General features: G+C 64.5%; 13 protein-coding genes and 1 pseudogene. 9 read left to right on the forward strand and 5 right to left on the reverse strand.

Annotated elements, in window-relative coordinates; translation table 11 throughout:
• Positions 1 to 40: 40 nt before the first annotated feature.
• From ISS97_RS13570 to ISS97_RS13590, 5 genes and pseudogenes are all read left to right on the forward strand, one after another.
• Entirely contained in the window at positions 41 to 610 is a 570-nt protein-coding gene (locus ISS97_RS13570) for a YqgE/AlgH family protein (RefSeq protein WP_379984036.1), read from the forward strand.
• Positions 607 to 1,059, forward strand: coding sequence for a Holliday junction resolvase RuvX (gene ruvX / locus ISS97_RS13575; RefSeq protein WP_379984037.1), 453 nt, complete (start codon positions 607 to 609; stop codon positions 1,057 to 1,059). Before ISS97_RS13570 ends, ruvX begins: the two co-directional genes overlap by 4 nt.
• A gap of 16 nt (positions 1,060 to 1,075) precedes the next feature.
• Positions 1,076 to 2,002, forward strand: coding sequence for an aspartate carbamoyltransferase catalytic subunit (locus tag ISS97_RS13580; RefSeq protein WP_379984038.1), 927 nt, complete (start codon positions 1,076 to 1,078; stop codon positions 2,000 to 2,002).
• 578 nt (positions 2,003 to 2,580) lie between these two features.
• Positions 2,581 to 4,359, forward strand: coding sequence for a hypothetical protein (locus ISS97_RS13585; RefSeq protein ID WP_379984039.1), 1,779 nt, complete (start codon positions 2,581 to 2,583; stop codon positions 4,357 to 4,359).
• A 628-nt stretch (positions 4,360 to 4,987) separates the two neighbouring features.
• Positions 4,988 to 11,413 (forward strand): annotated as a pseudogene (locus tag ISS97_RS13590) (autotransporter-associated beta strand repeat-containing protein); the annotation flags it as partial.
• 114 nt (positions 11,414 to 11,527) lie between these two features.
• Here ISS97_RS13590 and ISS97_RS13595 read toward each other — a convergent pair.
• Complete coding sequence (locus ISS97_RS13595) at positions 11,528 to 14,590, reverse strand: TonB-dependent receptor (RefSeq protein ID WP_379984041.1); 3,063 nt, start codon at positions 14,588 to 14,590, stop codon at positions 11,528 to 11,530.
• Positions 14,591 to 15,111: 521 nt separating this feature from the next.
• On the opposite strand from ISS97_RS13595, the gene ISS97_RS13600 reads away from it, so the two are divergent.
• The gene (locus tag ISS97_RS13600; protein WP_379984042.1) at positions 15,112 to 15,480 is read left to right on the forward strand and encodes a BON domain-containing protein; all 369 of its coding nucleotides are present in this window, start codon (positions 15,112 to 15,114) and stop codon (positions 15,478 to 15,480) included.
• A 73-nt stretch (positions 15,481 to 15,553) separates the two neighbouring features.
• On the opposite strand, the gene ISS97_RS13605 is transcribed toward ISS97_RS13600, so the two are convergent.
• Complete coding sequence (locus tag ISS97_RS13605) at positions 15,554 to 16,720, reverse strand: PilT/PilU family type 4a pilus ATPase (RefSeq protein WP_090450855.1); 1,167 nt, start codon at positions 16,718 to 16,720, stop codon at positions 15,554 to 15,556.
• Positions 16,721 to 16,758: 38 nt separating this feature from the next.
• Positions 16,759 to 17,796 (reverse strand): type IV pilus twitching motility protein PilT, encoded by a 1,038-nt coding sequence (locus ISS97_RS13610; protein ID WP_090450856.1) that lies wholly within the window; start codon positions 17,794 to 17,796, stop codon positions 16,759 to 16,761.
• 809 nt (positions 17,797 to 18,605) lie between these two features.
• On the opposite strand from ISS97_RS13610, the gene proC reads away from it, so the two are divergent.
• Genes proC through ISS97_RS13625 form a run of 3 tightly spaced genes read left to right on the forward strand, consistent with a single transcriptional unit; the run spans position 18,606 to position 20,576 of the window.
• Complete coding sequence (proC, locus tag ISS97_RS13615; protein WP_379984043.1) at positions 18,606 to 19,430, forward strand: pyrroline-5-carboxylate reductase; 825 nt, start codon at positions 18,606 to 18,608, stop codon at positions 19,428 to 19,430.
• Complete coding sequence (locus tag ISS97_RS13620) at positions 19,427 to 20,002, forward strand: YggT family protein (protein WP_379984044.1); 576 nt, start codon at positions 19,427 to 19,429, stop codon at positions 20,000 to 20,002. The genes proC and ISS97_RS13620 overlap by 4 nt, the downstream gene beginning before the upstream one ends.
• Before the next feature lie 22 nt (positions 20,003 to 20,024).
• Positions 20,025 to 20,576: a hypothetical protein gene (locus ISS97_RS13625; protein ID WP_379984045.1), complete on the forward strand. Its 552-nt coding sequence runs from the start codon at positions 20,025 to 20,027 to the stop codon at positions 20,574 to 20,576.
• Between the two features lie 177 nt (positions 20,577 to 20,753).
• On the opposite strand, the gene ISS97_RS13630 is transcribed toward ISS97_RS13625, so the two are convergent.
• Positions 20,754 to 21,557: a cobalamin-binding protein gene (locus ISS97_RS13630; RefSeq protein ID WP_379984046.1), complete on the reverse strand. Its 804-nt coding sequence runs from the start codon at positions 21,555 to 21,557 to the stop codon at positions 20,754 to 20,756.
• Positions 21,558 to 21,645: 88 nt separating this feature from the next.
• Positions 21,646 to 22,086, reverse strand: a complete 441-nt coding sequence (locus ISS97_RS13635; protein WP_379984047.1) for a secondary thiamine-phosphate synthase enzyme YjbQ — start codon at positions 22,084 to 22,086, stop codon at positions 21,646 to 21,648.
• Positions 22,087 to 22,389 lie beyond the last annotated feature (303 nt).

Consider the following 22,389-nt stretch of genomic DNA (forward strand, 5'->3'; position numbering starts at 1 on the left):
CCATCACACGCATCTAGCATGCAGCGCTTACAATGCGCGTATGAGCGTTCCCCAGCCCCAGTCGCTTGCCGGCCATTTCCTGATTGCCATGCCCAGCCTGGCCGAACCGCCGTTCTCGCGCGGCGTGGCCTTTATCTGCCAACACGATGAAGACGGTGCGGTAGGCCTGCTGGTAAACCAGCTGTCCGAATACCGCCTGGGCGATGTGCTGGCGCAGATGAAGCTGGAATGCGAAGACCCCGAAGTGGCTGATCTGCCCGTGCTGATCGGCGGCCCCGTGCAGCAGGAGCGCGGCTTCGTGCTGCATCGCGAGCCGGGTCATTGGGAATCGAGCTACCGCATCAACAACGATTGGTCGGTCACCACGTCGCGCGACATCCTGGTCGCCATGGCCGCTGGCGAAGGCCCGCGCCAGGCCATGATGGCGCTGGGTTACGCCGGCTGGAGCGCCGGCCAGCTCGAGCAGGAGCTGAAAGACAACACCTGGCTCACGGTCGAGGCGAACGAACGCGTGGTGTTCCACACCCCGCTGGAAGAACGCTGGAGCGCCGCCGCCGGCCTGGTCGGCGTGGATCCGCTGCAGCTGCCCGGCTACGCGGGTCACGCATGAGCTGTGTGCTCGGTTTCGACTACGGCAGCCGTCTGCTCGGCGTCGCGGTCGGCAACCGGTTCACCGGCCTCGCCCGCGCGCTTGCCGCCATTCCCGTACGCAACGGCGAACCCGACTGGCCCAAGCTCGATGCACTCCGCCAGGAGTGGCTACCTGACACCCTGGTGATCGGCCTGCCGCTGACGCTCGATGGCGAAGAACAAGCCGCCAGCCGCGGTGCCCGCCGTCTCGCCGAACGACTGCACGAACGCTATCGCCTGCCGGTGGCCCTGATCGACGAACGCCACAGCTCGCAGGAGGCCGCCCAACGTTTCGCCCAGGCACGCGCCGCCGGCCTGAAGAAACGCAGCGACGCCGCCACCATCGACGCCGAAGCCGCCGCCGTGATCCTCGAACGCTGGCTGGCCCAACCCACTGCGCCCGTCACCCACGACGCCACCTCACCCTGAGTCGACACCCACCGCCATGAGCCTACGCCTGCGCCACCTGACCACGCTCGAAAACCTGCCGCGCGCCACTATCGAACGCCTGCTCGACCGCGCGGTTTCCATGCGCGACGCCTGCGCTCATGGCACACGCAAGCTGGATCTGCTGGCCGGGCGCACCATCCTCAATCTGTTCTTCGAGCCCTCCACGCGCACGCGCACGTCGTTTGAACTGGCCGCGCGCCGCCTAGGCGCCGACGTCATCAACTTCGATATCGGCTTTTCTTCCACCAGCAAGGGCGAAGAGCTGTACGACACGCTGCACACGCTGGAAGCCATGCACCTCGACGCCATCGTGGTGCGCCACAAAACCTCCGGCACCCCCGACGAACTGGTGCGCCACGCGATGAGCGGCGTCTCGGTGATCAACGCCGGCGACGGCAACCGCGCGCACCCCACCCAGGGCCTGCTCGACGCGCTCACCATCCGCCAGCATCGCCCCGATTTCGAAAACCTCACCGTCACCATCTGCGGCGACGTGAAACACTCCCGCGTCGCACGCTCCGACGTCCACGCACTGTCCGCCCTCGGCACCAAGAACATCCGCCTGTGCGGTCCCGCCGCACTGATGCCCGCCGACACCGAACTCCCCCACTGCCAGCGCTTCACCGACTTCGACCAGGCCATCGAAGGCGCCGACGCCATCATCATGCTTCGCCTGCAAAAAGAGCGCATGGCCGCCACCGACCTGCCCGACGAAGCCGCCTACTTCCAACGCTTCGGCCTCGACAAACGCCGCCTGGCCCTCGCCGCCAAAGGCTGCCTCGTCATGCACCCCGGCCCCATCAACCGCGGCATCGAAATCGCCTCCGAAGTCGCCGACGGCGCGCAGTCGCGAATTCTTGAGCAAGTCGGCAACGGGGTGTTCGTACGGATGGCTGTTCTTGGGGAAATGCTGGCGCGCTAAGGCCGGCATGGCGGGTTTAAAGCAACAACTCTCTACGTAGCAGCAATATCCCGAGCACCCACACCCCTCCCCAACCCTCCCCTGCAAGCATGGGGAGGGAGCAAAAGCGATGCGCAAGCGAGCCGTTTGCTCTTGATCTTGGGGTCCCCTGTGGAGCGGTGAGGGTTGGACGATCAGGCCCCGAAGGGGGCATCGACAGGACGTCGATGCCTTTTCGACACGACAGGGACGTCGTGTCGAAAAGCCCGGCCAAGCCTCACGGACCCGTAGGCGTAGCCGGAGGGCGCGCAAGAGGGGTGCCCTCTCTTTTGGTTACTTTTCTCTGGGCAAGCAGAGAAAAGTAACTCGGCTCGCGGCAGCGAGACGAAACCCCGCCGCAGGCGCGCCCGGTCGCGACAACGCGAACATCGAAGCGCATCACTACTGGATGACCAGCTTCGCTGTTGTGAAGCGCCTCCTGCCTACGCAGGGATGACGAAGTAGGAAGCGATGTCGCAGAAACGCCCTCTCACGCCGCAGCGCAACACCGAAACAGGCATAATTCCCCCCGCAACACCACACCACTTCAGGGAATCAACATGCGATCGACAAAGCGCTACCTTGCGCTGGCCGTCGCCGGCGTGCTGCTGGCGGCCTGCGGCCACAAGGACAAGGATGCCCCCCTGGCTTTCGTACCGGCGGACACGCCGTACGTCGTAGCCAATCTGGACGTACTGGATGACGACACCCGCAAGGCCCTGCTCGCACAGGCCGACGCACAACTGCCCGCGCAGCTCGCACAGCTGAAGTCGACCGCCGAGGAAATGGCCGCGAAGGACGCCGATACGGCCAACCTGCTCAAGGCGATCATCGCCGAGCTGGATGGCAAGAGCATCGAGACCTTCGCGCAGAACGCCGGCCTCAACGTCAAAGGACGCTCCGCCTTCTACGGCCTCGGCCTGGCCCCGGTGCTGCGCTTCGAACTGAACGATGCGAAGGCATTCGACGCCTTCATCGGCCGCCTCGAAACCGCCTACGGCAAGAAATTCGATACCGCCACCGTGGACGGCCAGAGTTACCGCAAACACGTCGTCGCCGAAGCCGGCACCCAGGTGATCATCGCCGTGGTCGGCAAGCAGGCGGTGGCTGCTGTGCTGCCGGCTGATGCGGTGCAGCCGATGCTGCGTCAAGCGCTGGGCATGGATCGTCCGGCCAAGAGCATTCAGGACGACGATCGTCTGGAGAAGTTGGCCAAGGACAAGGGCTACCAGCCGTGGGCCATTGGCCAGCTCGACCTGACCCGCGCACTGCCGCTCGCCGCGGGCGGCAAGGATCCGTTCTTCAGCGCCGTGTTCAAAGCACATGCCGAAGCCGAGTCCGCCAAGACCGGCGAGCCGGTGGCGAACCGCCTGCAGATCCCGCCGAGCTGCGAAACCGATGCCGCGCGTATCGCTTCGCGCGTGCCGTCGATGAGCTTTGGCTACACCAAGCTCGACGCCAAGCATCAGGACCTGCGCTGGGACGTGGCGCTCGCCGATGACATCACCAAAGCCTTCTCGGGCGTGAAGGTAGAACTGCCCGGCCTCGGCGCCGCAGGCAATGCCCCGTTCGATCTCAGCCTGGCTTTGCCAGTGACTCAGCTGCGCACCTTCTGGGGCGCACAGGCCGATGCCGTCGCCGCCAAGCCTTTCAGCTGCCCGGCCATGCTCGATCTCAACGATACCTTTGCCAAGCTGGGCCAGGTGTCGCAGCAGGCCGCTATGCCGCCGTTCGGCGATCTGCTCGGCCTGCGCGTGGCGCTGGACAGCTTCGATGCGGGTAGCGAGGGCACCACGCCCAAGTTCACCGGCCGCGTAGTGATCGGCAGCAGCAATCCCGCCGCCCTGCTCGCCATGGGCCGTCTGGCTTCGCCGGCACTCGCCCAGCTCAAGCTGGCACAGGATGGCAAGCCGGTGGCGTTGCCGCAGGAAATGACCGCTGCGCTGGGCCAGCCCGTGTCGGTGGCGATGAGCGACAAGGCACTCGCCCTTGCCATCGGCCAGGGTGAAGATGCCAAGCTCGGCGAGGTGCTGAAGGCAGCTCCTGGCGACGCCGGCCGCATGACCCGCCTGCATCTCAACGGCGATATGTACCTGGCCTGGATCAAGGCTATGGAACAGAAGTCCGAGCGCATCGCCGAACTGGCCAACTCGATGGGTCACGAGGAAGGCAGCGAGGACGGCGACGACGCAGCTGCCACCCGCAAGGCCGCCGCCGAGCGCTCCAAGGCGCAGTTCGAAACGATGCGCCAGCAGGCCGAGCGCATCAAAACCATCGACGGCGAAATGCATGTGGAAAATGCCGGCATGGTGTTTACCAGCCAGACCGAGCTGAAGTGATCCGCAGCAAAAACTAGGCAACAAAAAAACGGGGCGCCAGCGGCGCCCCGTTTTTTTTGGGCAGGTCTTTTTCACTGCCCATTGACACTTTGCCCACCTAGAATCCGCTGCGCATCGCGTTTCACGACTTAGAGAAGTCGTAACCATGCCAAGCCGAAGGGCGATAAGGGCTAGCGCCACCGCCCGATTCGAACTCGACATCGCTGTCCACACGGGGGGTGTGATGACTGCCGAAGTCCGTCGTTGTTCGCAGGTCAAACCAGTCCGAAGGTTCCCACCGTTGCCGCATTCGGCCGATCGCGAATCGTCACGCCCGGACTTTATACGCACGCGCCAGGCGCGTTTCCTTTCCATTGCACAGGAGGTGTCAGATGGTTATCGCCCAAAGGATCGCACCCGCGCCTTATCGCCGCACGCCGCGGCGTCCAACTGCTGAGTCGCCATAGCGATATACGGCGGACTGGCTCCGCTCTCCCTTTTCTGCGTATCCGCATCGACACCGGCCAATCCGGCCACGTCACGCGCCTACGCAACCTGCACCACCGCGGCTCATAGGAGAGCCGCGACACACGCAGCGAAGCCGCCCGGCACCGGTCTTCATATCAGGGGGTACAACATGAATCGCACTTACCGGCTCGTCTGGAACCGCGCCCTGCGCGTGCTTCAGGTCGCTTCCGAACTGACTCGCGCGCACGGCGGGATCTCGACTCCGGCAAAGGCTATGCAACCGCTGTTGGCACGCCGCCTGCTCGTGCTGGCCTGCCTGGCTGCATGCGCCATCCCGATCGAGTCGGCGATGGCCAGCTGTACGCCTGTCAATCCAACCAATGGAGCGACCGTGACCTGCACGGGAGCCGCGAACCCGCTTGCTCCCTCCTACGCCGCGAGCGCCGACAACCTCACCGTCAACGTCCAATCCGGCGCCTCCACCGGTGTGCTGCTCGGCCTCGGCGGCACGGCCATGTCGCTCACCGGCAACGGCACGACGCTCAACAACAGCGGCACCATCGATCCCTCCCTGCTCGGACTGCTCAGCCTGCTCTCCTCCGGCACGGTGATCGGCAATCCGAATCTCGGCAGCGCGATCCCTGGCAGCACCGTGATCGTCGACAACCAGGGCACCATGAAAGGCACCACCGGCCTGCTGGGTTTGAATCTCTCCGACCTCACCGGCATGGCGCTGTCGGTACGCAACGGCGCGGGCGGCACGACCACGATCGCCAACTCCGGCACCATCGGCTCGTCCGCCCTGCTTGGCGTCTCCCTGCTACCGGCGGATGCTCCCGTGATCGCTGCTTATGGCGGCGCCCAGGTCAGCTTCACCAATACCGGCACGATCAGCGGCCGCACCGCGTTGGAATCTTCTGCCGCCGGTAACCGTTTCATCAACGCAGGCACGATCAGCGGCAGTGTGTCGATGGGCACCAACAGCACGAACACCTTCACCGCGGTGTCGGGTTCGAACGTCAACAATGGCGGCAGCCTCGGGCTGAACCTGCTCGGCGTGCTGGGCATCAACCTCAGCTTCGCACCGACCGGGCAGATCGACGGCGGCGCAGGCGGAAATAACACGCTGGTGCTGCAGAACGTGCTCTCCGGCCCAGGCTCGGGCACTGGCGGTCCCGTGACCGGCGCCTCCGCCGGCACCTACATCAACTTCCAGCACCTGACGGTAAACAGTGGCACCTGGAACCTGCAGGGCGCCCTGGTCAGTGGCGACGCCACGCTCAACGGCGGCCTGGCCAACTTCGACAGCGACGCCAATTTCGGCAGCGCGCCGATTACCGCCAACGGCGGCGCGATCGGCGCGAGCACAAACGGTTCGACGCTGAGCAAGGCGATCACACTGAATGCCGGCGGTCTCACCGCCCAGGTCGACAACAACTTCACGCTATCGGGCGTGCTGTCCGGCAGCGGTGCCCTGACCACGAACCGCACCACCATCGGCACCGGCACGCTGACCCTGACCGCGGCCAACACGTATACCGGCGGCACCATCATCGGAGCCAACAGCACCGTCGCGCTTGGAACGAACGGCTCGCTGGCACCCACCGGCATCCTCAACTTGCAGGGCGCCAACGCCGCGTTCGACATGTCCGGTGCCGGCGCCAACCAGACCATCGGTGCGCTGACAGGCAGTGCCAGCTCCCAGCTCAGGCTCGGTGCGAATACGCTCTCGCTGGGGGACAACACCAACACGACTTTCCTCGGCGCGATCACCGGCACGGGCGGCATCGTCAAGCAGGGCGGCGGCACGCTCTCGCTAGGGGGGGCGAACACTTACACCGGCGGCACCGCGATCAACAACGGTACTCTGGCCATCACCGGTGGAGGCAGCCTCGCTCCCACCGGTGCGGTCGCGCTGAATGGTGCTACCAGCATCTTCGATATCAGCAGCGCCGGCGCTGGCGGAACGATCGGCGCGCTTTCGGGTGTCACCGGTAGCCAAGTCGTGCTGGGCGTCAACACGCTCACGCTCGGCGATGCCACCAGCAGCGTCTTCGCGGGAGCCATCAGCGGCGCCGGCGGCATCGTGAAGCAAGGTAGCGGCACGCTGACCCTCAGCGGCACGAACACCTATGCCGGCGGCACCACCATCAATGCGGGCACACTGGCGCTGGGCGCCGGCGGATCGCTGGCGCCAGCAGGGCTGGTCACGCTTGCCGTGGGCAGCACCTTCGACGTATCGGCCGCCGGTGCGCAGACGCTCGGCGGACTCGGGGGCACCGGCGGCACGGTCAACATCGGCGCTAACGCACTGACGCTCGCGCCCTCGGGCAGCAACACCTTCGCCGGCGCGATCGCCGGCAGCGGCGGCGTGGTGATCAACGGCACCGGCACGCAGATGCTGACCGGCGTCAACACCTATACCGGCGGCACCAGCATCCAATCCGGCACGCTGGCGCTGGGTGCGGGCGGCAGCCTTGGCGCAGGCGGGTCGCTCACGCTTGCGCCCGCCGGCACGTTCGACATCACCGCCGCGGGAAACCAGACTATTGGCGCACTCGTGGGTACCGGCGGCGCCATCCATCTCGGCGCCAATACGTTGAGCGTGGCCGGCAGCGGCGGCGGCAGCTTCGACGGCACGATCGATGGCACGGGCGGTTTAACCAATACCGCTAACGCGCTCGTGCTCAATGGCGCAAACACCTATACCGGTGCGACGCAGGTACAGGCCGGCAGCCTGATGGTGGGCGACGCGGCGCATACGGGCGCGACCGTCGGCGGCGACGTTACGGTAGCGAGCGGCGCATCGCTGGGCGGCTTCGGCACGATCGGCGGCAGCGCCTCGGTCCTTGCCGGCGGCCACCTTGCCCCCGGCAATCCCACCGGCACGCTCACGGTAAACGGCGACCTGACGCTGGCCCAGGGCAGCCTGCTGGACTTCTCGTTCGGCGCGCCCGGACCGAACTTCAGCACACCGGGCATCGGCCACAACGTCGCCGTGGGCGGCAACCTCACCATCAACGGCGCCGCGGTGAATCCGATTGACGCCGGCGGTTTCGGCCCCGGCTTGTACAACCTGTTCACCTACGGCGGCACGCTTACCGAGACCAACGGCGGCATCACACCGCCGTCGGGCTTCACCATCCAGAACCTCACCGCGAGCAAGCAGGTCAACCTGATCAACACCAGCGGCATGGCTCTGAACTTCTGGAACGCCAATGGCCTGGCCACCAACGCCACCATGGGCGGCGGCAGCGGCACCTGGGCCGTCCCGCAAGCCAACTGGACGGATGCGGTGGGTTCGATCACATCCACGCGCCAGCCTGCCGATGCTTTCGCCATCTTTGGTGGCGCCGCGGGCACGGTGACGGTCGACGATGGCCCAGGCGGCTCGCAGCCAGTGACCGCGCTGGGCATGCAGTTCGCCAGCGACGGCTACCACTTGAGCGGCGGTACGCTGGCGCTGGTCGCGCCCACGCCCGGCGCGCTCAGCGAGATCCGCGTGGGCGACGGCAGCGCGGCCAGCGCCGGCTGGACCGCCACCATCGACAACACGCTGACCGGGCTGGGCATCAACAAGACCGGCGCAGGTACGTTGGTTTTGAACGGCAGCAATGCCTATACACAAGGCAGCATGCTCAGCGCGGGCACGCTGTCCGTGAGCGCCGACGCCAATCTCGGCGCGGCGAGTGCCGGCCTGGATTTCGAAGGTGGCACGCTGCGCGTAACGGGCACGGCGTTCCAGTCCACCAGTCGCGCGATCATCATGGGCGCGGCCGGCGCGGGCTTCGATATCGCGGACGCCGCCAACGTGTTCACGGTCAACCAGTCGTTGGGCGGCACCGGTGGCCTGACCAAACTTGGCGCCGGCACGCTGGTGCTGACGGGTGCCAACAGCTACAGCGGCGGCACCACCATCAGTGCTGGCACCCTGCAAGGCGATACCACCAGCCTGCAAGGCAACATCACCGACAACGCCTCGCTGATCTTCAACCAGGGCGCGACTGGAACGTTCGGCGGCGCCATCTCGGGCACCGGTTCGCTGACCAAGCTCGGCGCTGGCACACTCACGCTCAATGGTGCCAACAGCTATAGCGGCGGCACCACCATCAGCGCCGGTGCACTGCAAGGCGACACGACGAGCCTGCAGGGCAACATCACCGACAACGCTTCGCTGATCTTCAACCAGGGCACGAACGGAACCTTCGGCGGTGTCATCTCGGGCACTGGTTCGCTGACCAAACTTGGCACCGGTACGCTCACTCTCGGCGATGCCAACAGCTACAGCGGCGGCACCACTATCAGCGCAGGCGCGCTGCAAGGCGACACGACGAGCCTGCAAGGCAACATCACCGACAACGCCTCGCTGATCTTCAACCAGGGCACGAACGGAACCTTCGGCGGTGTCATATCGGGCACCGGTTCGCTGACCAAACTTGGCACCGGTACGCTCACGCTCGGCGGTGCCAACAGTTACGGCGGCGGCACCACGATCAGTGCCGGTGCCTTGCAAGGTGATACGACAAGCCTGCAGGGCAACATCACCGACAACGCCTCGCTGATCTTCAACCAGGGCGCGAACGGAAGCTTCGGCGGCGTCATTTCAGGCACCGGTTCGCTGACCAAGCTAGGCGCAGGCACGCTCACACTCGGCGGCGCCAACAGCTACAGCGGCGGTACCACGATCAGTGCAGGCGCACTGCAAGGCGACACCACCAGCCTGCAGGGCAATATCACCGACAACGCCTCGCTGATCTTCAACCAGGGCACGAACGGAACCCTCGGCGGCGTCATTTCGGGCACCGGTTCACTGACCAAACTCGGCACGGGCACGCTCACACTCGGCGGTGCCAACAGCTACAGCGGCGGCACCACCATCAGCGCTGGCGCCTTGCAAGGCGATACGACGAGCCTGCAAGGCAACATCACCGACAACGCTTCGCTGATCTTCAACCAGAACACTAACGGTGTTTTCAACGGTTCGGTATCGGGCAGCGGCTCGCTGCTGAAGTCCGGTAATGGCAGCCTCACTTTCAATAATGCCAATCCGTTCGCCGGCGCGGCCACCGTCGCTACCGGCACGCTGATCGTCGGCGACAACAGCCATCCGGGCGCCACGCTGGCCGGCGCGGTGACGGTAAACAGCGGCGCTACGCTGGGCGGCATCGGCACCATCGGCGCACTCGATCTTTCCGGCACGGTCGTGCCCGGCAACACCACAGGTACGCTGTCGGTGACGGGCAACGCGGTATTCCGCAACGGGTCCAGCTACCAGATAGGGGCGACACCGACCGGCCAGAGCAGCCGGATCGCCATTGGTGGCAACGCGTCCATCCTCGGCGGCAGTGTGCTGGTACTGGCGCAGCCGGGGAACTACGCGCCGCGTACTGACTACACCATCCTCACCGCCGCGCAAGGTGTGACTGGCCAGTTCGGCGGAGTCAGCGCCAATCTGACGTTCCTCACGCCGGTGCTCAGCTATACCGCCAACGCGGTGAACCTCTCGCTACAGCGCAACAACATCAGCTTCGAAAGCGTCGCTGAAACCAAGAACCAGAAGAACACTGCCGGTGCGCTCGACCATCTCGACCCAAACTCGCCGGTATACGACGCCCTGCTCGGCCTCGACGCGCCGACCGCGCGTCACGCCTTTGACCAGCTGTCCGGCGAGATGCACGCGAGCACCACGACAGCGCTGTTCGACGACAGCCACTACGTACGCGACGCGATCAACAACCATCTGCTCGGCGCCAACTACGGCGGCCAGAACGCCGAAGGTGTGACGGGGAGCGGCACCATGGTGTGGAGCTCACTGTGGGGCCACTGGGGCGATCACGACAGCGACGGCAACGCGCACGACATGAGCGCGAATGGCAGCGGCCTGCTGGTGGGTGCGGATACGGCATTCGACGCGCTGCGCGTTGGCGGTGTCGTCGGCCATGGCCAGAACAGCCTGCGCGTGGACGAGGTCGGCTCCAACGCGCACGCCAAGGCCAACTACGCCGGCCTGTACGCGAGCTGGAACCTGGGCAACGTGCGCCTGCGCGGCGGCGTCGCTTATGCCTGGCAGAAGATCGACACCACGCGCCGCATGGCCTTCGGTCCGTTCTCTGGCGTGGCGCAAGCCAGTTACGACGCCAACACTGCACAGGCCTACGTCGACGGTAGCTATGTCTTCCAGCTCGGCCGCGGCACGGTCGAGCCCTACCTCAACCTCAGCCAGGTGCATGTGCGCACGGATGCGTTCACCGAACGCGGCACGCCCGCCGCGCTCGCCGTCGACAAGAGCTCGTCCAACCTCACCGCCGCCATCGCCGGTGTGCGCGGGACAATGGAGCTTGCACCGGGCGGGCTGCACGCCTACGCCGGTGTGGGTTATCAGCACGCCTGGGGCGACCGCGTGCCGGAGCGCCAGCAACGCTTCGTCGCGGGCGCAGACCATTTCACCGTTTATGGCGTGCCGGTGGCGGACAACGCCGCCGTATTCGACCTTGGCCTGCGCTTCCCGCTCAGCCATATAGTGACGGTGGACTTCGGCTACCACGGTCAGTTCGCCAGCGACGCGCGCGACCAGTCGGCGCGGCTGACGGTGAACGTGGCGTTCTGAAGCCGGCACACGGCCCCGCCAGTGGCCGAAAAAAAACCACCGGCGGACGCCGGTGGTTTTTTTTACTTCGCCGGAACGAACCGACGCCGTCGGGCGCCGGTTTGTCCATCCCGCTTAGAAGTCGTAGCGGGCGGTGATACGGAAGTAACGCGGATCCGTGTAGTTCAGCTCACGACCGTACAGCGGATTCACCGTGGTGCGGTTCAGCGCGTAGCGGTAGTTGTACATCGTCGCCGTCTGGCGGTTCAGTACGTTGATCGCGTCGAGCTGCAACGTCAGCTTGTTGTCCATCCAACCCGGCGTGTAAGCCACGTTGAGGTTCAGCTGGTAGGTCCACGGCGTCGTGCCGTGCGAACCGCGCGGCGAGATCCCGTAGCCAGCCTGGCCCGGCAGGCCGCAGAACCAGTACGTGGAGCTGTTGTACAGACCCGCGTCAGCGGTCGGATAGAAGCTGGTGCAGTTCTTCGGGCGACCCGAAGCCGCAATCAGCGTGGCACCGGTGCGCCACTCGGGCGTCAGCTGGTAGTAGCCGAACGCCTTGATCTGATGCGCACGGTGGTTCGGCAGTACGCCGTTGGAACCCACCATCAGCTGCGGCAGATCCCAGTCCTGCGTACGCGACACGTCGGTCTGACCGCCCGTACCGGTATCCAGGTCGGAAGCCAGCTGACCTTCGGTGTTGCCGTAGTTGCGCGAGAAGGTGTACTCGACCTTGCCGTACCACTTGTCGGCGAACGGATGCTCGACGAACAGATCGACAGCGTAGTACTTGCGCTTCAGATCGGGCAGGTTCAGATCCTTCTGGCTCAGGTACACCTGTTTCAGGCTGCCATCGGCCTGCGGCACCATGAAGGTGTTGCCCTTGCCCGGATTGAAGGTGAGGCACTTGTTGCCGAGCGCCTGGATGCAGGTGTCGTCGATCGCGCTCATCAGCTTGCGGTAGGTCAGCTTCGCGCCCCAGTTGAAGCTCGGGCTGATCTGCTGCTCCATGCCGAGGATGTACTCATCCTGGAAGTGCGAGCGAAGACCCTTGGCCGCCACCGTGCGCGGATCCGGAGCCTGGCCGCACTCCTTGTTGGAGGACACACCGCCGGTGTTGGCGCAGATGAACGAGCTGGTCGGGTCCACGGCGATCGGCTTCAGACCGACCGGCACGCCGCTATTCGGATCCACACCCGTGTAGGTGAAGTACTGGTTGCTGATCAGCGAACCGGACACGCTGCGCACAGCGGCGTTGTTCGGCACGGCCAGGTGGTAGCGGCCTGCGTTCGCGAACACCTTCAGCGAGGAATCGCCGAACACGTCCCACGAAGCGCCCAGGCGCGGCGCCAGCTGGTGACGCTGCTTGATGTAAGCGTCGCCGTTCTTGTTGTAGTTGGTGAACTGCTCGTTGCGCAGGCCGAGCGACAGCAACCAGCGATCGCTCACCTGCCAGCGGTCTTCGATGAACTGCGCCGCCTGGTCGGTTTCCACGCCGGCACGCTGCGTGTTGTAGGCCTTGTAAACGTAGTAGCCCTTGGTGCCGAGGCCACCGGCCGCAGCCGGCGAACCGATCACACCAAGACCCTTGTCGATCGCAGCGTTGGGATCGGTCTGCTTGCCATACACCCACGCGTAACCGCCGGCGTACTCCTTGCCGGTGAACGACTTGGCGTTCTGCGCGTCATAACCGAAGCGGATGTCGTGGTTACCGATGCGGTACTCGATATCCAGGCGCCAGCCCTTGGTCTTGTCGTTCGCGCCATCCAGCGGGAGGGTCGAGGTCACCGCAGTCTGGCAGCTGTTGTACACAACGCCAGGAGCCTGGGCATTCGAGCCGACCGAGATGTACGGGCAGTTCGGGTTGTAGCCGTAGTTGGTCTGGACGTGATCGATTTTCTGCGTGCCGTACAGCGCCGACACGGTCAGGTCGTCGGTGATGTAGCCGGTGTACTTGGCGATATACAGGTCACCGCCATCCTTGGTGTACACACCGCCGGTCTGGTTGGTGCCGTGGCTCATCGACTTGTAGTCGTAGGCGTAGCGGGCGGAGGTGTACTCGGTCTTGTCCGACACACCCGTGAACTCGAGGATGTGGTTGTCGGTGATGTTCCAGTCGACCTTCGCCGTCCAGCGCGGGATCTTGTAGCTGTAGTCGCTATAGCCGATCTTCGAGGCCGAGGCCGCCGAGTTGGAGAACGACAGGGTGCTGGCGCCTTCCTGACGGTTCACTTCCGCGTCGATGTAATAGAACAGGCGATCCTTGATCAGTGCGCCGCTCAGGTAGGCGCCGATCGTGGACTTCCAGTACTGGTTGCGGTTGCGGTACTGGTACAGCGTGCCGTCGGTGCCCGCGTTGGTGGCTGCGCCGGTCTTCGGGAAGTAGTTATTGCGCGGGCTGGCGCGCAGCGCTTCCGGTTCCCAGATGGAGTAGATGCCACCCTTGGTCTGGTTGCTGCCGCGCTTGGTGACGATGTTGATCACGCCGCCGGTGGAGCGGCCGAACTCGGCACCGTAACCGCCGGTCAGCACCTGCTGCTGGTCGATCGCGTCGAACGGCAGCTGGGTGAAGCCGATCGAGGTCAGCGGGTTGGTCACGGCATAGCCGTTGATGAAGTAGGCGTTCTCGGACGAAGCCGCGCCACCGAAGCTCGGCACGCCGTAGCTGGAGTTGGCAACCACGCTCGGCGCCAGCAGCGCCGCAGCGCCGATGTCACGGCTGATCGGCAGCTTGGCCAGCTGCTCGGAGGTCAGCACGGTGCGGGTGTCGACCGAGGACACGTCGATCGCCGGCAGGGCCGAAGCCACCACCGAGACGCCGTCCAGGTTCTTCGCATTGTCGGCGACAGCAGAGGCGCCGCCGAACGAGACTTCGGTACCGCCGGCGATGCTCAGCTCCACGTTGTCGCGGGTGCTGACGTTGGAGCCGTTGTTCTTCAGGGTGACCTGGTAGCGACCGGTCGGCAGCGAACTGAAGCGGTAGCGGCCAGCATCGTCGATCGTGGTCGAACGGGTCAGGCCCGTGTCGACGTTCTTGATCTCAACGGTGTTGCCAGCCTGGGCGGCAACCTGACCGAAGATCGAGCCGGTGATGTTGGACTGAGCGAGGGCGCCGGTGCTTGCCAGGGCAAGGGCAACGGCCAGGGCCAGGGACGAACGTCCCCCAGGCCGCTTGGTGAAAGCAGCGAAATAACTCACGAGTTGTACTCCCATCAACTTGTTTGCAACGCATGATCCGCAAGCAATTGCGGACCGGGGATGTGGGTCTTGCGAGCCCTGGGGCCCTGCTCAGAGAAGATCAACTTCGCTTCTGGACGGAAACCACGTACGCGGGCCTGCAACGAGCCCCCCTTCCGTCACCGTCCAGCCCCAAAGAGCAGCCGGCTGTATAGCGCAACAAACTGCGAAGCACAACGAATTCGTAACCGAAATTTCCTGACCATGTCACAGGTAATGGCTTGATTGTGCGACGCAAAACCACCTAAGCCACTGTAGGAATTAGCCTAGTTTGTCGTCGCAAGCTTGGCGCAAGCTTTTGCGAAACATCCTGACTACTTCGCCATGACGCCTCCTGCGCAATCGCGATCGCGCACTGAACGGCATCACCCTGCAGCCAAACGGGATTCATCAGCGAAGTGTTGGTATGCACCCTGGATGCGGCATCGCCGCCGCGCCCGACTGTCTCTCCGGACAGCGTCCCCACACTTCAGGAGAGTGCCATGCGAATCACCACCCTCACCCGCAAGACCCTCGCCGCCGGCCTGGCCATGTGCCTCGCCGCCATGCCATTCGCGCAGCTCGCGGCGCAGGACGCCGGCGCTATGCAGAAATCCGCAGCGGAACAGCAGACCGTGCCCGGCAAGGCCGCCGATGCCTGGATCACCACCAAAGTGAAATCCGAGCTGGCCACCACCAAGGGCATCAAGAGTAATGACCTTTCCGTCACCACGACCGACGGCGCCGTGAGCGTCACCGGCACCGCCAATAGCGCCATGGAAAAAGCCAAGATCGAACAGGTCGCCAAGGCCGTGAAAGGCGTGAAAAGCGTCGATACCGGCGGCGTTATCGTCAGCGATGCTGTGAAGTAAGCACTGTCATCGCTTCACCCAAAAAGAAAGGAGCCTGCGGGCTCCTTTCTTTCGTCCAGGAAAACCGGCCCGATCAGCGCTGCAGCAGACCGCCGCCGAAATTCTGCGAGTCGCGGGTCTCTTCCAGCTCCACGCCATCCAGGCCCTGCGATAGCGTGTGCGCGTCGCCGCCCTGCGCCAGCTTGATGCGCAGGCGCACTTCGTTGGAGCTGTCGGCGTGGCGCAGTGCGTCTTCGTACGAGATCTCGCCAGCGTGATAGAGCTCGACCAGACTCTGGTCGAAAGTTTTCATGCCGAGGTTGGTGGATTCCTTCATCACTTCCTTGAGCTTGTGGATCTCGCCCTGGCGGATGTAGTCCTGCACCAGCGGCGTACCCAGCAACACCTCGACCGCCACACGACGCGCCTTGCCATCCGGCGTGGGAATGAGCTGCTGGGCGACCACGCCCTTGAGGTTCAGCGACAAGTCCATGAACAGCTGTTGGCGACGATCTTCGGGGAAGAAATGCAGAATGCGGTCCATTGCCTGGTTGGCGTTGTTCGCATGCAGCGTGCACAAGCACAGGTGACCGGTTTCGGAGAAGTTGATGGCGTGTTCCATCGTCTCGCGCGTACGCACCTCGCCGATCATGATCACGTCGGGCGCCTGGCGCAGCGTGTTCTTCAGCGCGTTCTCCCAGCTGTCGGTGTCGATGCCGAGTTCGCGCTGGGTGATGATGCAGCCTTCGTGCTTGTGCACGTATTCGATCGGGTCTTCGATGGTGATGATGTGGCCGGTCGAGTTGGCGTTGCGATAGCCGATCATCGATGCCAGCGAAGTGGACTTACCGGTACCGGTACCGCCGACGAAGATGATGATGCCGCGCTTGGTCATCGCCAGCTGCTTGATCACCGGCGGCAGGCTCAGCTCTTCGATGGTCGGAATCTTCGACTCAATCCGGCGCAGCACCATGCCCACGCAGTTGCGCTGGTAGAAGCACGACACACGGAAGCGGCCCACGCCCTGCGCCGAAATGGCGAACTGGCATTCGTGGGTTTTCTCGAACTCCTCGCGCTGCGAGGGCGTCATCACGTTGAGTACCATGTCGCGCGACTGCTGCGCGGAGAGCGGGCTCTGCGTGATTGGCACGATGCGTCCCTGCACCTTCATCGAAGGCGCGACACCGGCCGTGATGAACAGGTCCGATGCCTTCTTGTGCACCATCAGTTTCAGGAACGAGGTGAAATCGAAATCACTCATGGCACCGACCCTCTGGATTCAACACGAACAACCACCGCTTATTTGAAGACGTCCTTGTTCTTGGCGTAGCTCGCCGCCTGCTGGCGGGTTACCAGGCCACGCTTCACCAGATCCTGCAGGTTCTGGTCGAGCGTCTGCATACCGTACTGCTGACCGGTCTGGATCGACGAATACATCTGCGCCACCTTGTCCTCGCGGATCAGGTTACGGATCGCCGGGATACCGACCATGATCTCGTGCGCGGCCATACGGCCGCCGCCCACCTTCTTCAGCAGCGACTGCGAAATCACCGCGCGCAGCGATTCGGACAACATCGAGCGCACCATCGGTTTCTCACCCGAGGGGAACACGTCGATGATACGGTCGATGGTCTTGGCGGCCGAACTGGTATGCAGGGTGCCGAAGACCAAGTGGCCGGTTTCCGCGGCGGTCAGCGCCAGGCGAATGGTTTCCAGGTCGCGCAACTCACCCACCAGGATGAAGTCCGGATCTTCACGCAGCGCGGAACGCAAGGCCTCGTTGAAGCCGTGGGTGTCGCGATGCACTTCGCGCTGGTTGACCAGGCACTTCTGCGAGGTATGCACGAATTCGATCGGGTCCTCGATGGTGAGGAGGTGACCATATTCGTTCTTGTTGATGTGATCGACCATCGCCGCCAGCGTGGTCGACTTGCCTGAACCGGTAGGGCCGGTGACCAGGATCAGGCCCTGCGGCTGTTCGATCAGCTCGCGGAAGATGCGCGGCGCGCCCAGGTCTTCCAGCGTCAGTACTTCGGACGGAATGGTACGGAACACCGCGCCGGCGCCACGGTTCTGGTTGAACGCGTTGACGCGGAAACGGGCGAGGCCGGGAATCTCGAACGAGAAGTCGACCTCGAGGAATTCTTCATAGTCGCGGCGCTGCTTGTCCGACATGATGTCGTAGATCAGCGAATGGACCTGCTTGTGCTCCAGCGCGGGGATGTTGATGCGGCGCACGTCGCCGTCCACGCGGATCATCGGCGGCAAGCCCGCGGACAGGTGCAAGTCCGAGGCTTTGTTCTTCACCGAGAAGGCAAGCAGTTCGGCGATATCCATCAGGTTCCCCTTCAACCGATCATCAGAATGGCACGGTGCGGTCGCCGCTTCGGTGAGGGTGGGCGCAGACGGCGCTATGCAGCGCCCGGATGCGGCCCGAACAGTGAAAAACCCCGATTCCCCTTGCAGCGCGCCGATACTACTCGCGGCGAGGGCGGCGGGACCAGTCTTTCGTCTGGGGTATCGCTGAAAGTGATGACGGGGTTGCAGAAGTGTGGGGGTGCGCACGGCGTGCGCTTTTTTCCCCTCTCCCTCTGGCGACTCGAAGGCAGTCCCTGTGGGAGAGCCGGGCCGGGGGTGCGGGCTCGGCCCTTGCGATTCACCCGCCTATTTCGTCATACCGGCGTAGGCCGGAGGCGCTTCACAACAGCGAAGCTGGTCATCCAGTAGTGGTGCGCTTCGGTTTTAACGGCTGCGTGCCCTGGCTCGCCTGCCGCGGGCTTCCGAACCGCTGCCGCGGTCCGGGTCACTTTCTCTTTGCTGGCCCACGCACCCGCAGGAGCGGGTGCGAACAGCGCAGCTGGCCCGAAGGGCGGAGGGCATGGATGCCCGGAGTCAAGAGAAAGTAATCAAAGAGAAATGGCCCAAGAGCAGGCGGTGGGCTTCGTAGCTCCGCCTTGTCCAGTGTCAGACCTCGGGATGCTGTTGTTCACCACTTGATTGCCGCGCCTCGCTCTTGCTCCCTCCCCTGCTCGTAGGGGAGGGTTGGGGTGGGGTGAGTACTTGAGAAAGCGCCCCAGCCCCACCCTCTGCTCCGCCTTCACCTCCCTCTCCGGTAAGGTATGGATCTGATTTCGCGAGGAACCCGCATGACACGTATCGCTTTTATCGGTGGCGGCAATATGGCGCGCAGTTTGATCGGCGGCTTGTTGAAGACCGGTATCTCGGCGTCCGCCATGACGGTGGCGGAGCCGCGCGCGGAGGCGCGGCAGGAGCTGGGGCGGGATTTCGGGGTGGCTTGTTTCGCGGAGAGCCGGCTGGCGGCAGCGGAAGCGCAGGTGCTGGTGTTGGCGGTGAAGCCGCAGATCATGCCGGCGTTGCAGGGTGAGTTGCGCGATACCTTGCAGCGCAATCGCCCGATGTTGATTTCGATTGCCGCGGGTGTGCGCGTGGATCAGCTGGAGCGCTGGTTCGGTGGGTTGCTGCCGATCGTGCGCTGCATGCCCAACACCCCTGCCTTGATCGGCGCCGGCGCTACGGGCCTGTATGCGAATGCGCGCGTGAGTCCTCCGCAACGGGCGCAAGCGCAGCACATCCTGGATGCGGTGGGACTGACGCAGTGGATCAACGATGAAGCCTTGATGGATACGGTGACGGCGGTCTCCGGTTCGGGGCCGGCGTACTTCTTTGCCGTGGTGGAGGCGCTGGAGGATGCCGCCGTGGCGCAAGGCATGCCACGCGAGACGGCGCGCGCGCTGGCCGCGCAGACCTGCCTGGGTGCCGGTCGCATGCTGACGGAAAGCGGTGAGGATCCCGGTGAACTGCGCCGGCGCGTCACCTCGCCCAACGGCACCACACAGGCGGCGCTGGAAAGCTTTGCCGCCGACGGCCTGCCGCGCATCGTCTCCCGCGCCGTTGCCGCGGCCACTCAACGCGGCGTCGACATGGCCGCCGCTCTGGATAACGCCTCGTGACTTACTTGCTCGACGCTTTCTCATTCCTGATCGACCTGCTCTTCGATGCCGTGGCGACGCTGTTCGTGCTGCGTCTATTGGCCGAGGCTTGCCGCGTCGACTTCAACAATCCGCTCAGCCAGTTCGTCTACCGCTATACGAATCCGGTACTGGCGCCGATCAGGAAGCTGTTGCCCAACTGGCGACGGATCAATCTGGCAGCGCTGCTGGTAGCGTGGCTGCTGATGCTGATCAAGCGCGGGTTGCAGTTTGCGCTGCTTGGGATCGCGCCCGGCATCGGCGGCTTGCTGCTGCTTTCGCTGGCCGACCTGATCGACTTCGTGCTGGTGTTCTATCTGGTGCTGATCTTTGTGTGGTCACTGATGAGTCTGTTCCAGACCGATCGCCAGCATCCGGTATTGCGCCTGATCGGCAGCCTGGTGAATCCCCTGCTGCGTCCGCTGCGCGGCAAGCTGGTGGTGGGGATGCTGGATTTCTCGCCGTGGGTGGTGATGATCGCGCTGGTGCTCGCACGCATCCTGCTAGTCGCGCCACTGGCCAACCTGGGCACCACGATGGCATTGGGCGGCTGAGTCGGGGGAAAGGAAAATGGCGATGCCTATTCGACTGTTCCTTGCCCTGCTCGCCTTCCCGATCATGCTGTCCGCCGCGCCCATCGACCCGCCACAAGTAACGCTGCAGGGCACGATCCACACGGGGCAAGGCGACCGTCCGGCGCAGCTCAAACTGATCTGCACGCAGGGCAATGGCGGCGCACTCACCTTGCAACTGTGGCTGCCCGGCGAGCGGCTGGCTGACTTCGATCTCGATGCCTATGAGGGCCCCGGCGCGCCAGCCGCGCAACGCGCATCGGCGCATTTGCGCATGGGAGACCGACAACTCCCCGTGGCCAAAGTCGGTGGCTGGTACACCAGTGAAGTGGCCGATGCACCGCTGTCCTTCGTGTTCGGTCTTTCCAGCCTCGCGGCCCGGACCGGAACCGCGGCAAGCGCAGCACAGGCCCTGGGCAAGAATGGCGCGACGCTTCAATGGACCCAGGACAATCCGAAGTCCGGTGGCCAGCCATTGAGCGCGAGCTTCAGCCCTTCCGCTGCCGAAAGCGCGCAGATCGCACGCATCACCGCGCCCTGCTTACCTCACCGCTGAAGACAGACTCTCTGTAGGAGCGCACCCTGTGCGCGACAAACCGACAGGACAGTCCGTTTGCACGGCGAAGCCGCCCTAAGGGCGAGGGCCGTGGATGGCCCGAGTGAAACGGCCCCATGGGCCGCGTTCTTCGAAGGCGCCCTGCTAACGCAGGGCTTTCGCGCACAGGGTGCGCTCCTACGCCTGCCGCGCGGCCCAGGCAGCAATGTGTCCATGGATGGCATCGAGCCCGTCGAACAACGCCGCCGGACCGGGCTGCAGGATGAGGGGCGACTTGATCTCGTAAAGGTCGCCGTTGCGCACGGCGGGAATCGCTTCCCAACCCGGCCGCGCCGCGACCCGCTCCGGGCGGAAGCGCTTACCGCACCAGGAACCGAAGATGATGTCGGGCGCCTGCCGCACCACCTCTCCAGTGTCTTCGAGGATACGGTGCTTGGCCAATGACTCGCCGGCCTGGTGTGGAAACACGTCATCGCCGCCGGCGATGCGTACCAGCTCCGCCACCCAGCGGATACCGGTGATCAGCGGCTCGTCCCATTCCTCGAAATACACCTTGGGACGTTGCGGCAGCTCTGCCGCCGCGGCGTGGATCGCTTCGATATGCTGCTCGGCCTTGCGCGCATACGCCTCGGCCTTCTCCGCTACGCCGACCATGGCGCCAAGCCGGCGGATGTAGGCGAGGATGCCATCCACGCTGCGATGGTTACTGATCCACACCTCTACCCCGGCCTTGATCAGCTCGCGCGCAATGTCGGCCTGGATGTCCGAGAAGCCGATGACCAGATCGGGTTCCAGTTTCAGGATGTCGTCGATCTTGGCGCTGGTGAAGGCCGAGACCTTCGGCTTCTCCTTGCGCGCTCGCGCTGGCCGCACCGTGAAGCCGGAGATGCCGACGATGCGGTGCTCCTCACCGAGCGCGTACAGCACTTCGGTGGGCTCTTCGGTGAGGCAGACGATGCGTTGCGGGAAGTGATCGGCCATTACGCGAGAAACGAGTGGAGAGGAGTAAGTAACGAGTATGGCGCGCTCCGCCGCTCTTTTCTCACTTCTATCTGTTCTCGACTCGCCTTCAGTGCCCCAGCACCGTCACGGTGACCTTGCGCTGGTGAGGGTCAATGCGGTGCTCCCACAGATAAAGCCCCTGCCACGTACCGAGCTGCAATTTGCCGCCGTGCACCGGCACGGTGAGGCTGACGCCGGTGAGGATGGAGCGCACGTGGGCCGGCATGTCGTCCGGCCCTTCGGCATCGTGCTGGAAGATGCTGTCGCCATCGGGCACGGCGCGGGTGAGCCAGCGCTCCAGATCCGCGCGCACCGCGGGATCGGCGTTCTCGCTGATCAGCAGCGAGCAACTGGTGTGCGCAGTGAACACCTGGGCGATACCGGTCTGCACGCCGCTGGCCGAGACGATCTCGCCCACCTTGTCGCTGATCTCGCTGAAGCCGCGACCGCGCGTATGCACGGTAAAGCCAGTTTGCGCGACATGCTGGGCAGGCGTGGCTCGGCTCATGGCTAGGGACCCTCTGGTCTATTCCGCGTAGGCGGCATGATATCCAGAAAGCGCGCGGCGGGCGCCGCGTGGCGCAGCGCCTGACTGGCCGTCAGGTCCAGCCGCGCGGCGCCCGCCGCGCGCTTTCTGGATATCACCCCGGCATCTATAAATAAAAGGTAGGGGCCGTTGCTGTTTGCGCGCAGCTCACCGCCGCGCTGTCTAGACAGACGTCCAGTCTGCCGTCGCCAGCGCAACAGCGATCTGCTGGCAAACAGCAACGGTGACGCCTGCGTGGAATAGACCAGAGGGTCCCTGGCTTCC

This window comes from Dyella koreensis (assembly GCF_044904565.1).
Taxonomy (GTDB): domain Bacteria; phylum Pseudomonadota; class Gammaproteobacteria; order Xanthomonadales; family Rhodanobacteraceae; genus Dyella_D; species Dyella_D koreensis.

Excerpts from the sequence above, each read along its gene's own strand:
- ISS97_RS13570 (WP_379984036.1), top strand. The coding sequence starts at position 41 with ATGAGCGTTCCCCAGCCCCAGTCGCTTGCCGGCCATTTCCTGATTGCC.
- ruvX (WP_379984037.1), top strand. The coding sequence starts at position 607 with ATGAGCTGTGTGCTCGGTTTCGACTACGGCAGCCGTCTGCTCGGCGTC.
- ISS97_RS13580 (WP_379984038.1), top strand. The coding sequence starts at position 1,076 with ATGAGCCTACGCCTGCGCCACCTGACCACGCTCGAAAACCTGCCGCGC.
- ISS97_RS13585 (WP_379984039.1), top strand. The coding sequence starts at position 2,581 with ATGCGATCGACAAAGCGCTACCTTGCGCTGGCCGTCGCCGGCGTGCTG.
- ISS97_RS13600 (WP_379984042.1), top strand. The coding sequence starts at position 15,112 with ATGCGAATCACCACCCTCACCCGCAAGACCCTCGCCGCCGGCCTGGCC.
- ISS97_RS13605 (WP_090450855.1), bottom strand. The coding sequence starts at position 16,720 with ATGAGTGATTTCGATTTCACCTCGTTCCTGAAACTGATGGTGCACAAG.
- ISS97_RS13610 (WP_090450856.1), bottom strand. The coding sequence starts at position 17,796 with ATGGATATCGCCGAACTGCTTGCCTTCTCGGTGAAGAACAAAGCCTCG.
- proC (WP_379984043.1), top strand. The coding sequence starts at position 18,606 with ATGACACGTATCGCTTTTATCGGTGGCGGCAATATGGCGCGCAGTTTG.
- ISS97_RS13625 (WP_379984045.1), top strand. The coding sequence starts at position 20,025 with ATGCCTATTCGACTGTTCCTTGCCCTGCTCGCCTTCCCGATCATGCTG.
- ISS97_RS13630 (WP_379984046.1), bottom strand. The coding sequence starts at position 21,557 with ATGGCCGATCACTTCCCGCAACGCATCGTCTGCCTCACCGAAGAGCCC.
- ISS97_RS13635 (WP_379984047.1), bottom strand. The coding sequence starts at position 22,086 with ATGAGCCGAGCCACGCCTGCCCAGCATGTCGCGCAAACTGGCTTTACC.